Genomic DNA, 12,680 nt, shown 5'->3' with positions numbered 1-12,680 from the left:
ATGAGTATTCCCTTTTTAGAAGAGTACAATTTTATCGTAGATAAAATCCCCGCGCCTTAAAAGCGAATGGTTTGTAAAACTCTTAGCGCCTTTGCGTTTCTCCAACCTACTAACCACTAATTTCTAACTTCTAATCTCTGATTAAAAATGAACACACCAAAATCAAAAAAAATGGAGCTCGTTATTCCGGCTTACAGAATGCATTCCCAAAGCTTTATGAACGTTTTGGACGGCATTTCGGAAGAAGATGCCTTGAAAAGAATTGAAAATAAAACCAATCATATCGTATGGATGGCAGGAAACTTTGTCAACATGCGCTACGGATTAGGTTCAGTACTTGGGCTTCAGGGAGAAGACCCGTACAATGATTTGTTTTTCCAGGGAAAAGCACTGGATGAAAGTTTTAAATATCCAACCCTTGCTGAACTGAAAGAAAACTTTCATACAATTTCAGCCAAAGTCTTTCAAAAACTTCAGGAAGTAACCGATGAAGAACTGGATGAAATATTTGAAATAGGAATGAACATCCCTTTCATTAAAGAAACAAAACTCAATTTTGTCGGAATGTGCATCGGCCGTGAAGACTATCTCTGCGGGCAGATAGGTCTTATGCGCAGAATTTTGGATTATCCGGGAATGAAATATGATGTGGACGAAAACCTTAAGTATTAACAATGAATCCAGTAGAAAAAGGCTATAAAAAAGTCAACGGAATCCAATTATACTATGAAATCTACGGATCGGGAAAGCCTGTGGTTTTAATTCATGGCGGAGGCTCTTCTATTCTATATGATTTTAAAGAAGTCATCGCAAGGCTTGAAGGTAAATTTCAGCTCATAGGAATCGATTTACAAAATCATGGCAGAAGTGAGCATCGCGATATTCCGGAAACCTTTGAGCAGGATGCAGACGATGTCGCAGGACTATTGGCAGAACTCAACATTGAAAAAGCTTCATTCTGGGGATTCAGTAATGGAGGAAGTACGGTAATGCAGATTGGGCACCGACATCCGGACATTGTTGAAAAACTGGTTGTTGCCTCAGCTTTCTACAAAAGAAGCGGAATGATAGACGGTTTTTTTGAAGGAATGCAGGAAGCAACTTTTGACTCAATGCCGGAACCTTTTAAAATTAATTTTTTAAGCCTCAATCCTGATTTTTCAAAGCTTGAAAACCTTTTTGAGAAAGATTGTACAAGGATGCAGACTTTTCAGAACTGGAATGATGAAGTGCTGAGGTCGATCAAATCACCTGCATTATTTATCAGCGGCGATCAGGATGTGATGAAGCCGGAACATACTGCCGAAATGTGGCGGTTGGTGAAAGGCTCCCGGTTACTGATACTTCCTGCAACTCATGGTACTTATATGATGCCGGATTTTGATGGAAGTATTGATACCAACTTAATAGACTTTACCGTCAGAGAAGTAGAAAAATTTTTAAACCATTAAGCGTTTTTTTATTCATAGTAAATTAATTAATCCTTAATGGATCAACAGCAGAAACAATATTTTATAATAATAACTTTAAAATTAAAAATCATGGCTAAGTTAAATCCGTATCTGAATTTTGATGGAACAGCTGAAGAAGCGTTCAATTTTTACAAAAGTGTTTTCGGTGGTGAATTCGTTGGTGGAATTCATAAAATGGGCAATGCACCCGGTACCGAAAATCTGTCAGAAGAAGAAAAAAACAGGGTAATGCACATTGCTTTGCCTGTAGGCGGAGACCTGTTAATGGCATCCGATATTGTACCGGCATTCGGGCAGACTCTTACCGTAGGAAATAATAATTATGTGTCTATTTTCCCTGATTCAAAAAGCGAAGCAGACAGGATTTTTAAAGAACTTTCTGATGGCGGAAACGTGGAAATGCCAATTGAAGATCAGTTCTGGGGAGACTACTTCGGATGTTTTCAGGATAAGTATGGTGTTCATTGGATGGTGAACTATAATGAAGAATCTGCAAAATAATCTTATATTTAACTAATGATAATAAAGAGATGCTCATTTTTGGGCAGCTCTTTATTTAAACTTTTAAAAATATAGAACTATGGATCCAATTAAAATAGACATCACAATTTTAGCACCGGTGGAGAAGGTTTGGAATTATTTCAATGAACCCAAGCACATTACGAAATGGAATTTCGCCCATGAAACCTGGCACTGTCCTAGTTCTGAAAATAACCTTGTAGTAGGAGGCAAATTCAAAAACAGAATGGAAGCAAAAGACAAAAGCTTCGGATTCGATTTTGAAGGCGTATATGATGAGATTATTCCTCATGAGGTCATTAAGTATCACCTGGAGGACGGACGAAAAGTGGAAGTTGTATTTGATAAGATAGATGAGAATACAACAAAAGTGATTGAAATTTTCGATCCGGAAAAACAAAATTCTGTGGAAATGCAGCGGGATGGCTGGTATGCTATTCTCAACAACTTCCACAAATATGTTGAGAATCATTAACAATATTTTTTTGTAGCCATGATCAATCTAGTTATCATGTCAAAGAGTTTAAACTCTATGTATGCTTTTAATTATGACTCTACAGAGCAATTCCTTCACGGAGTTATTGCAATACCGGCAAGAAGAGCCTTAGAAAAAGAAAAAATAAATTCTTTGGAAAAACTTTCAGATTATTCCGAAAAAGAAATCATGCAGCTTCATGGTTTCGGTAAAAATGCAATGATGAAACTGAAGAATTACATGAAAGAAAATCAGGTCTGCTTTAAAGAAGCATAATATATATATACAACTGAAAAATTTTGCAGTGTCATTGCAGTAAAACGGATTGGTGCCGTTTAAAAGCAAAGGCATAAGATCTGTTTTGCTGTATAGAGAATTAAATTACACCACCTTTATTAAAAATTAAAATTATGAATAACGATATTTTCCCATGTCTCTGGTATGATGGAGACGCTAAGCAGTCAGCAGAATTTTATTGTAAAGTTTTTGGAGGAGAAATCACTGCAGATACTCCTGTAGTAATGAACATTGATTTGTTTGGACAAAGAATCATGCTTCTGAATGGAGGCCCTCAATTCAAAAAAAATGCTTCTATCTCTTTCATGGTCATCTGTGAAACAGAAGATGAGGTTCAAAAATACTGGGATCAATTACTGGATGGCGGAATAGCTTTGATGGAACTGGGATCTTACTCATGGAGCCCGAAATATGGATGGGTTCAGGATAAATACGGTGTAACATGGCAGTTGTTTCTGCGAGAAAAAGCAAGCGATCAGAAAATAATTCCTACTTTGATGTTTATCCATGCGAACAACGGCAAAGCCAAAGAAGCAATGGAACTTTACACGAAAACTTTTCCCAATTCAAGCATAGGAAATATATTGACCTACGGAGCAGGGAGCGAAGGACATAACATTCCGGAACCGGCAGAAAATGTTCAGCATGCTCATTTTACAATAGATAATTACAGCGTATTCTGTATGGATAATTCCTATGATCACCCGTTTGACTTCAATGAAGGAATATCATTAGTGGTAATGACAGATGACCAGGAGCAAACGGACAAATATTGGAATGCCTTTACAGCCGATGGCGGCAGAGAAAGTATGTGTGGCTGGCTGAAAGATAAATACGGATTAAGCTGGCAGATTGTTCCTAAAAGACTCATCCAGCTGATGAATGATTCTAACCAGGAAAAAGCTTATAAAGTTGTTCAGGCGATGATGAAAATGCAGAAAATTATTATTCAGGATCTGGAAGATGCTTATAATTCTTAAATATTTTCGGCGTATTGTTTGATGTGATTTAGGAAAAAGATTTGCATATGAAAACACAGAACAAATCAGACTCTAAGTCAAAAGTCCCTAAAGAAGGGGTGTTTCCGGAAATTATCCGGAACGATTATCAGGGAAGCCGGAAGCTGCAGGGTAAAAAAGCGGTTATTTCCGGAGGAGACAGCGGCATAGGACAGGCGGTGGCCGTTCATTTTGCCAGGGAAGGAGCAGATGTCGCCATTATCTATAAAGAAAGTGACGATGATGCCAGAGAGACCCAAAAGCTGGTTGAGAAAGAAGGACAGAATTGTCTTGTGATCAAAGGAGATCTTACCCGGAAAGCATTCAGAACCAAATGCGCAGACAAGATTAAAACAGAGTGGAAGAATATTGATATTCTTGTTAATAATGCAGGAATTCATACCTCAAAAAGCAGTCTGGAAAAAATCTCTGATGAACAGATTCAGGAAACGTTTGATACCAATATCATTTCCATGATTTCGTTCACCAGAAATTTTCTTCCGATGATACCCAAAGGAGGAAGGATTATTTGTACAACCTCTGTTACAGCGTACCGCGGAAGTGACCACTTATTAGATTATGCGGCAACAAAAGGTGCTGTTTTGTCCTTTATCCGGTCTCTGGCCGATAATCTTGCAGAAAAAGAAATCCTGGTAAACGGAATTGCACCAGGACCTATATGGACGCCATTGGTGAAAGAAGCTTTTGATGATCTTTCCACCTTTGGAAAAGACACTCCGCTGAAACGTGCGGGACAACCTTCTGAAGTAGCACCAGCTTATGTTTTTCTTGCCTCAAAGGATGCAAGTTATATTACAGGAGAAATTATTCATATCAATGGTGGTGATTTTGTCGGAGGATAGAATGAGAAGTTAGAAGTTAGAAGTTAGAAGTGATTGATCAGTAATTTCACTCACCCTCCAACCCTCCAACCCTCCAACCCTCAAACTCTCAAACTCTCAAACCCTCCAACCCATTACCCACCCATTAATACTTAAAAATGGAAAAATTATCATACGAAATAGAAATCAATGCCGAACCTGAAAAAGTATGGAGTGTCCTTTGGGGTGATATTACCTACAGACAATGGACAACAGCATTTACAGAAGGTTCTTTTTATGAAGGAACACTTGAAGAAAATAATATTGTCAAATTTCTTGATCCGAAAAACAACGGAATGTACAGCAGGGTGGAAAAAATGATTCCCAACGAGGAAATAAAATTTTTGCACCTTGGAGAAATTTATGAAGGCATTGAAGTTCCTCAGGACTGGGGTGAAGCTACAGAGGCTTACTTTCTTGAGGAGAACGAAGAAGGCACTTTACTGAAAACAGAAATTCAGACACCGGCAGAATTTAAAGAATTTTTTGAAGAGAAGTTTCCAAAAGCGATGTCACTCGTTAAACATCTTTCAGAAAATCAGCTGTAAATAATTGAGTTAGAATTAAAGAAAAATCTGCGAGCTCTGAGATTACTTCGCTTTGCTCGCAATGACCACCGTAAAAAATAAAAAATGGAAACCTTATCATACGAAACAGTAATTGATGCACCTATGCAGAAAGTGTGGGACATCCTATGGAATCCTGAAACATATAGTGAATGGACCAAGTATTTCGGAGCAGGATCTACTATGAAATCTGACTGGAAAGTAGGAGGGAAAACCTATTTCCTGAATGCACAGGGAGAAGGAATGGTTTCAACCATAGACAGCATGGACGAGCCCAATCATATTGTGTTCAAACATCTGGGAATGGTAGATAAAGAAGGCCATGAAGACACACAGAGCAAAGAAGTCATGGAGTGGAACGGGAGTTTTGAAAAATACTTTCTGATAGACTTTGACGGAAAAACGAAACTTCATGCCGAAGTTCAGGTAGAAAAACAGTGGCAGGATCATATGAATACAGGCTTCACAAAAGGATTGATGGTTGTGAAAAGTCTTGCGGAAGGAGTGAGCCTTGGTTCAGTGTAAAGAAGTTCAACGTTTAAAGTTTAATGTTTAGAGTTGGTATCTTATCCTGAATACTGCTACCTGCCACCTAAAACCTACTGCCTAAAAATGAAATTACTCGTAATACTTTTCGCAACATTTATTCTGGCTTTGCTGGGGACTTTTTTGTTTCAGGGAAAGCCGGATTTTATATTTTCAGGAAACCTTGGAATGGCTGTTTTCATCATATTTATAGGTTTCTCTCATTTTAAATTTCAAAAGGGAATGGCGATGATGATTCCTAATTTTATTCCTGCCAGGATGTTTTGGGTATATTGTACAGGAGTTCTGGAGATTGCAGCGGGAATCGGGCTTATGATTCCGGCCATCCGTGAGATAACAGCAATTTTACTCATTATTTTTTACGTATTGGTTTTTATAGCCAATATCAATTCTTCCAGAAAGAAGATTAATATTTTTAAAGCCGATTACACAGGGCCGGGAATGAAGTATCTTTATACCCAAAGGATTCCCATGCAGATTATTTTAATAGTCTGGACCTGGTATTTCGGAATTTATTTACACTAAAAAAGACAGTCTGTAAAGGCTGTCTTTTTTATATAATCGGGATTTTTTTAACTAAATGAGATAAAAATGTAACATTTTATAGGTGTAACGAGTCTTATTGTAGAAAAGCATGAGTTTTTATTAATCTAAAAATGAAATGCCTATATAACTTTAACCTTTAAAACAGAAGTTATGAATCTAAATCACAACATTTTCGGTACAGCCCTTATTGTACTATCCACCATTATGACCAACGCACAGAGTTCTACTGCCAAACTGCCTGGAGATCCTACTTTGCCATCTTCCAAGGCTAATCTTGAGAAACTGATTTCTTACGACAAAGGAAACTTTAAATACAAAGTCGAAGACTATTTTGCAAGACCTAAAGCTTCAGCATTTAAAATCTCTCCTGATGGGAAATATCTTTCCTATAAAGAAAAAGATCAGGAGAAAAAAAATCATGTTTATGTAAAAGATCTTAGCACCGGAAAAATTACCAAAGCTATTGTAGAAAAAGATGATCTGATAAGAAACTATGGCTGGCTGAACAAAAAACGCCTTTTCTATACACAAGATAGGGGCGGAAATGAAAATATCCACCTGTATGCTACCGATACAGACGGAGGGAATCAAAAGGATTTAACACCATTTGACGGAGTAAAAGTGCAGGCCATCATTCCTATAAAAGATACTGATTTTGTTGTGGTTACCATGAATAAAAACAACAAGCAGATCTTTGAGCCTTTTAAAATCAATTTTGTTACCGGGGAAATGACCCAGCTGTATGAAAATAAAGATGTCAACAGCCCTATCGACGATTATCTTTTTGATAAAGACGGAAATCTGAGAGGTTATAGCGTCCTTGAAAACGGATTAACCACCAAAACCTATTATAAAGATCTGCAGACCGGGAAATTCAACCTGATCAAATCTGCAGACTGGTCTGATACCTTCAGTATTATAGAGTTTAATGAAAATTCTAAAAATAAAGATGAAGCGTATGTAGTAACCAATCTGGATAGCGATAAAGCGAGAATCGTCCTGTATGATCTGAAGAAGAATGCAGTGATTAAAGAGGTTTATTCCAATCCTGTATATGATGTAAGCTCAATAAGCACAGCGGGTAAAAACAGAAACTATGAGCTTGATTATATCAGCTATGAAGGAACTAAGGGAGAAACAGTTCCGATGAGTAAATTCTATAAGGAAATACATGATAAGTTAAAATCTCAGTTTGGAGATAAGGAATTTGGAATTGTTTCTTCTGACGATAATAATGATAAACTTCTGGTTGTTGTAGGAAGTGATAAGCTGTATGGAACTTATTATGAATACGACACCAAAACCAAGCAGACCAAGCTTCTGTACAACCTGATGCCACAGCTGAAGGAAGAAGACATGGCTGAAATGAGACCTATCGAATTTAAAAGCAGAGACGGGTTGACAATCCATGGATATATTACCCTGCCTAAAGCGGCATTGGAAGGTAAAAAAGTTCCTTTGATTGTAAATCCTCACGGCGGACCTCAGGGAATCAGAGACAGCTGGGGATTCAATCCGGAAACACAGTTGTTTGCAAGCCGTGGATATGCTACGCTTCAGGTTAACTTCAGAATCTCCGGCGGATATGGAAAATCATTCCAGAAAGCGGGTTACAAACAAATTGGAAGAAAAGCAATGGATGATGTGGAAGACGGAGTAAAATACGCCATTGAACAGGGATGGGTAGACAAGGATAAAGTGGCCATTTACGGAGGAAGCCACGGTGGATATGCAACATTGATGGGATTGATCAAAACTCCGGATTTATATGCTTGTGGAGTGGATTATGTAGGGGTATCCAACATCTTTACTTTCTTTGATTCTTTCCCGGAATACTGGAAACCATACAAAGAAATGGTAAAACAGATCTGGTACGATCTTGATAATCCTGAGGAAGCTAAAATTGCTAAAGAAGTATCCCCTGTATTTCAGATTGATAAGATTAAGAAACCTTTATTCGTAGTACAGGGAGCTAATGACCCAAGAGTAAACATCAATGAATCTGATCAGATTGTAAAAGCAATGCGTGCCAAAGGATTTGAAGTTCCTTATCTGGTAAAATACGATGAAGGACACGGATTTGGAAAAGAGCCGAACAGAATTGAACTTTACAAATCGATGTTAGGATTCTTTGCTGAAAATTTTAATAAGTAAACTATAATTTTATAATGTTTGGAACGGAAGGCTCAGTCTTCCGTTTCTTTTTACCATAAAGTCATTGCGAGCAAAGCGAAGCAATCTCATTAAAACCAGAAGTAGTAGAGTTGGAAAACGCAAAGACGCTAAAAATTTTCACAACAATCTGTATATTTTTAAGACGCAAGGATTTTATCTCCGATAAAATTGAAGACTGCCTATTTTAGTCTTTTAGCTGATTATGTTGACTAAATAGATTTGAGAAGTCCCATGATTAGAAAATAATAAGACAGATCGCTTGCTGAAAATCTCTGATTTTCTTGCGCCTTACAATTATACATTATAATGATAAAAACTTTGCGCCCTTGCGTTTTCCAACAAAAATATTGTTTTACAATTTTATCATCCATCATTCATCAATTACCAATTATCACTCACCAACTTAGCCCCGATAGCAGCGGTTACCCCGGAGCATGAGTGGGAGAGCCGGAGGGTAAGAGGGTGGGATAATTTGGCGTGAGGAGTATGAGCGGATAGCGGGAAAAAGCTCCTTTAAACATAAGTAATGAGTAATGAGTAATGAGTAATCCGGGAATAATTGAGAAGATAAAAACCGATGAATAAAAGAAAAATTGAATTGTAAGAAAAATATTTTAAATTTATTAAAGTAAAACCAAAAGGCTAACCGTCATATCAGTATGGAGGTTGTCGAAAAAATAACAATGCCACAGAAGGAGAAAGAAAACATCATCTCACAGACCGTTTCCAACTACGGAGGGAAGCTGATGTCTTATATTCGTCCGAAAGTGAAAAACACGGAGGATGCGGAAGATATTCTGCAGGAAGTGTGGTATCAGTTCAGTAGCCTTACGAATCTTTCTGAGATCGTAAACGTTGGGGGCTGGCTGTACAGGGTGACGGCGAATAAGATCACAGACCGTTACCGGAAAAAGAAAACGGAAAATCTTGAAGATTTCGTATATGAAGATGAAGACGGCAGTTTTTCTATCAAGGATATCCTTTTGATGGATGAAAGTGCCGGTCCTGAAGTGAAGATGTTTCAGGATGAGATCTGGAAAAAACTGTTTGAAGCACTTGATGAACTTCCCGAAAAACAAAGGCTGGTCTACGTAGAAAATGAACTGAACGACAAAACCCTCCAGGAGATCGCCGATGAACAGGGAGAAAACATCAAAACTATCATCAGTAGAAAAAACTATGCTGTGAAGCACTTGAGAAACAGATTGAGAAAGTTATACGAAGATTTAAAAAGTTAGAAACAGAAGTTATGAATCATAAACACAAAAAGGGTTGGATTTTTTTATTGCTGTGCCCGCCATTAATTTTAGCTGCCGTTACATGGATTGTCATGATGCTTTGGAACTGCCTTCTTCCGGAGATTTTAGGAGCAAAAACAATTACTTTCTGGCAGGCCATGGGAATACTGATCTTAAGCAAAATTCTTTTCGGAGGTTTCCACTTTGGTAAAGGGGTGAGAGATTTCAAGGAAAGAAAGATGAGAGAAAAAATGGCAGGTTTATCTCCTGAGGAAAGAGAGAAATTTAAAGAAGTCTGGAGAAATAAATGCTCCGGTGGATTCTTCAACAGAAATAACGAATAATCTGAAATTTTTAAAGAAGTAGTAAAGTAAAAATCAGCATTCATTCGTCTCTATAAAAAACAAGAAGTAGTAAAATTTAAAATTTTGAAAAAATGAAAAATTCAGCATTAAAAGGGGCTCTTGGAGCATTAGCCGTTGCAGGTGTAGCCTTAATCGCTAAAAAAGCAATACAAAGAAGAAGATTTATCAAAGGTATTTTTGATGAGTACGGAATCAAAGAAAAGTCACCTTTCGGACTGGCAGATAAGATCAGGGAAATGAATGAGGAAGACTATCAGGAACTGAAAGGAAAATTCAAAAAAGAATTCCGTTCAAAATGCTGCAAAAAGGATAATACCTGCGAAGCATAAGAAAAGTAAAAACTAAATTGAAATTGTTACATTCCGGCTCGGGAAGCGAAGCTTCCCGAGCCGGAATTTTTATATAAAATATTCCCGGTAAAGTCTATTAACACTATATTTGTTTCTTTCTAAATAAAAGCTATTTCCGGTTATGATGAGATTTAGAAATATTTTTATTGTCATATTTTCATTTTTTTCGATCATATTGTTTGGCCAAAAGTCACAACAAAAACAATATGTTTTCTTTTTACATAATAAATTTTTGGAAGACCATTCTTTTGAGGAAAAGCATTCCAAATATGGTGTTGCAGAATATGAGACAATACTCAGCAAGCTGAGAGATCAAAATACGGTTGTTATATCTGAGAAGAGAAAAGCTGGCACAGATCCATCTGTGTATGCTGAAAAGGTAAAGAAACAGATTGATAGTCTCCTGAAAAAAGGAATTCCTGCCGGAAGGATTACCATTGTGGGAACTTCTCAGGGAGGTTATATTGCACAATATGTCTCTTATTATGAAAAGAATCCACAATTGAAATTTGTCTTCATCGGAGCTAGTTTCAAAGATGATTCTTTGGAAAAAGATAAAAATTTCAGATTGTACGGAAGGATTCTTTCCATTACGGAGAGATCAGATGACGGACATGTGCCAATGTCGTATGAACAGCGGTTCGTCAGATCCCACCTAAAAGATTTTAAGGAAATTGAACTTAATACGGGATTGAACCATGGCTTTCTTTTCAAAGCACTCAATGAGTGGATTGCTCCCACTAAGGATTGGATTTCCCGTAAGTAATTTCGGTCGGTCTATTACCGTTGGGTTCTTATGATTGAAGTTACTACGAAATAATCTGGGTAATCTGCGGGATCTGTGGGAAATACCTATAATATGAAGTTGAGATTCCTTACTTTGCCCGGAATGACAAACTCGCCGTTGAAATTTTATCGGAGATAAAATCTTTGCGCCTTAAAATATGCAGGTAAATGTAAGAAACTTGGCGCCCTTGCGCTTTCCAACCAATAAATTATGAGAGATATTTAGATTTCTTCACCTGCAGTTAGCAATGGCTTTTTGATCCATACTTTCAACAAAAAATTACCGTAAACATCAAATGCAAAGAAAAATAAATCCTTATTTTTGTATTGCTCAATGAAAGATTACTATTATTTTCTCGGTATATCACAGGATGCTTCAGAAGAAGACGTCAAAAAAGCCTATCGTAAACTGTCTTTAAAATATCATCCCGATAAAAATGACAATGACGACTTTTTTGCAGACCGTTTCCGTGAGATTCAGGAGGCCTATGAGACCCTAAGTGATCGCGCACTCAGACGTACTTATGATCAGAATCTGGAAAATCATCAGCGAAGTTTCAGGTATAATATTCCGCCAGCCATCAAAACTTTTACAGCGAATAAAATCCATGCGAAAAAAGGAGAGGAGATTATCATCAACTGGCAGACGAGTAATGCCGATGTAGTAAAGGTATTGCCTTTTGGATTAGAAAAAACGTATGGAGAAAGGGTTTTTAAAATCACAGAATTTAAGGATGGAAAATTCCAGCTTCTGCTTCATGCAACGAATTCTCTTTTGCACAAAACGGTTGTTCAGGGAATCACCATCACAGAAGTTTTTGAAAATGATTCTGAAAAGTTCAAAAACACAGTGGAAGAAATGTTTAAGCCACAACCCAGTACCCGAATTAACAAATCAGGTCAGCCTAAAATTATGATGCTGATCTGGGGAATTATTATTTTGGCAATTGCGATCTATATGCTGATCAAAAATTTCAGCTAGTTTATGCCATTTTCTTTCTTCCCGGGCATTTTTTACATCTTTTCCCTTTTTTGAATTTTTTACAGCATGATTTCTTTTCACAGAACATCTCTTCGTTATTGAATGAGTAAGGTGCCAATGGCGGAACTTTAAATGGGATAATCATATTCATGCTGCAAATATATTAATTTAGAATAAATATAATTAATAAAATTTCATAAAATTCTTACAACCTGATGAATAGCAGTTGCAAATTACTTTAAAAGAGTTTTAATGGAATTAAATTTGAACGGCAGACACTTTCAGTATAAGTACAAAAATAGATGTTGAACACATTATATTTTAAAAAAAATTCGTTTAATAGATTCAATAATAAAGGTGAAATTTATTGATGATATACACTAATTTAACAATACATAAAGAACTTAATTATATATAAATTGATGGTTTTCCTTGTATATTATGTATAGAATAATGGTTATTGTTGATGAAATTAATGTTAACC

General features: G+C 36.8%; 17 protein-coding genes. 16 read left to right on the top strand and 1 reads right to left on the bottom strand.

Features of this window, described 5'->3' with window-relative positions; all coding sequences use genetic code 11:
- Positions 1–171: 171 nt before the first annotated feature.
- The 16 genes from LIV57_RS10595 to LIV57_RS10520 all read left to right on the top strand — a co-directional run bounded on the left by LIV57_RS10595 (position 172) and on the right by LIV57_RS10520 (position 12,196).
- Complete coding sequence (locus LIV57_RS10595; RefSeq protein WP_227942548.1) at positions 172–672, top strand: DinB family protein; 501 nt, start codon at positions 172–174, stop codon at positions 670–672.
- Between the two features lie 2 nt (positions 673–674).
- A complete protein-coding gene (locus LIV57_RS10590) occupies positions 675–1,451 on the top strand; it encodes an alpha/beta fold hydrolase (protein ID WP_227942547.1) in 777 nt (258 codons plus the stop codon).
- Between the two features lie 90 nt (positions 1,452–1,541).
- Complete coding sequence (locus LIV57_RS10585; RefSeq protein ID WP_062675266.1) at positions 1,542–1,973, top strand: VOC family protein; 432 nt, start codon at positions 1,542–1,544, stop codon at positions 1,971–1,973.
- A 79-nt stretch (positions 1,974–2,052) separates the two neighbouring features.
- Complete coding sequence (locus LIV57_RS10580; protein ID WP_227942546.1) at positions 2,053–2,466, top strand: SRPBCC family protein; 414 nt, start codon at positions 2,053–2,055, stop codon at positions 2,464–2,466.
- 36 nt (positions 2,467–2,502) lie between these two features.
- Positions 2,503–2,742, top strand: a complete 240-nt coding sequence (locus LIV57_RS10575; protein ID WP_227942545.1) for a hypothetical protein — start codon at positions 2,503–2,505, stop codon at positions 2,740–2,742.
- A 134-nt stretch (positions 2,743–2,876) separates the two neighbouring features.
- Positions 2,877–3,743 (top strand): VOC family protein, encoded by an 867-nt coding sequence (locus tag LIV57_RS10570; protein WP_227942544.1) that lies wholly within the window; start codon positions 2,877–2,879, stop codon positions 3,741–3,743.
- A 47-nt stretch (positions 3,744–3,790) separates the two neighbouring features.
- Positions 3,791–4,624, top strand: a complete 834-nt coding sequence (locus tag LIV57_RS10565) for an SDR family oxidoreductase (RefSeq protein WP_227942543.1) — start codon at positions 3,791–3,793, stop codon at positions 4,622–4,624.
- A 137-nt stretch (positions 4,625–4,761) separates the two neighbouring features.
- Positions 4,762–5,190 carry a hypothetical protein gene (locus tag LIV57_RS10560; RefSeq protein WP_062675262.1) on the top strand — a complete coding sequence of 143 codons (429 nt, stop codon included), beginning with the start codon at positions 4,762–4,764 and terminating at the stop codon, positions 5,188–5,190.
- Positions 5,191–5,274: 84 nt separating this feature from the next.
- The gene (locus tag LIV57_RS10555; protein WP_227942542.1) at positions 5,275–5,733 is read left to right on the top strand and encodes an SRPBCC family protein; all 459 of its coding nucleotides are present in this window, start codon (positions 5,275–5,277) and stop codon (positions 5,731–5,733) included.
- 87 nt (positions 5,734–5,820) lie between these two features.
- Positions 5,821–6,279 (top strand): hypothetical protein, encoded by a 459-nt coding sequence (locus LIV57_RS10550; RefSeq protein WP_227942541.1) that lies wholly within the window; start codon positions 5,821–5,823, stop codon positions 6,277–6,279.
- Positions 6,280–6,450: 171 nt separating this feature from the next.
- Positions 6,451–8,454, top strand: a complete 2,004-nt coding sequence (locus tag LIV57_RS10545; protein WP_227942540.1) for an alpha/beta hydrolase family protein — start codon at positions 6,451–6,453, stop codon at positions 8,452–8,454.
- Between the two features lie 704 nt (positions 8,455–9,158).
- Positions 9,159–9,713, top strand: a complete 555-nt coding sequence (locus LIV57_RS10540; RefSeq protein ID WP_227942539.1) for an RNA polymerase sigma factor — start codon at positions 9,159–9,161, stop codon at positions 9,711–9,713.
- An 11-nt stretch (positions 9,714–9,724) separates the two neighbouring features.
- Positions 9,725–10,057 (top strand): hypothetical protein, encoded by a 333-nt coding sequence (locus LIV57_RS10535; RefSeq protein ID WP_047433535.1) that lies wholly within the window; start codon positions 9,725–9,727, stop codon positions 10,055–10,057.
- 92 nt (positions 10,058–10,149) lie between these two features.
- Positions 10,150–10,407 (top strand): hypothetical protein, encoded by a 258-nt coding sequence (locus LIV57_RS10530; RefSeq protein ID WP_110010383.1) that lies wholly within the window; start codon positions 10,150–10,152, stop codon positions 10,405–10,407.
- Positions 10,408–10,660: 253 nt separating this feature from the next.
- The gene (locus LIV57_RS10525; protein ID WP_227942538.1) at positions 10,661–11,194 is read left to right on the top strand and encodes an alpha/beta hydrolase; all 534 of its coding nucleotides are present in this window, start codon (positions 10,661–10,663) and stop codon (positions 11,192–11,194) included.
- A 354-nt stretch (positions 11,195–11,548) separates the two neighbouring features.
- Positions 11,549–12,196, top strand: a complete 648-nt coding sequence (locus LIV57_RS10520; protein ID WP_227942537.1) for a J domain-containing protein — start codon at positions 11,549–11,551, stop codon at positions 12,194–12,196.
- 1 nt (position 12,197) lies between these two features.
- Here LIV57_RS10520 and LIV57_RS10515 read toward each other — a convergent pair whose 3' ends face one another.
- Positions 12,198–12,347, bottom strand: a complete 150-nt coding sequence (locus LIV57_RS10515) for a hypothetical protein (protein ID WP_227942536.1) — start codon at positions 12,345–12,347, stop codon at positions 12,198–12,200.
- Between the last annotated feature and the right edge of the window lie 333 nt (positions 12,348–12,680).

This window comes from Chryseobacterium sp. X308 (assembly GCF_020733145.1).
Classification (GTDB): Bacteria; Bacteroidota; Bacteroidia; order Flavobacteriales; family Weeksellaceae; genus Chryseobacterium; species Chryseobacterium cupriresistens.
This window is presented reverse-complemented; position numbering and strand designations above follow the sequence as displayed.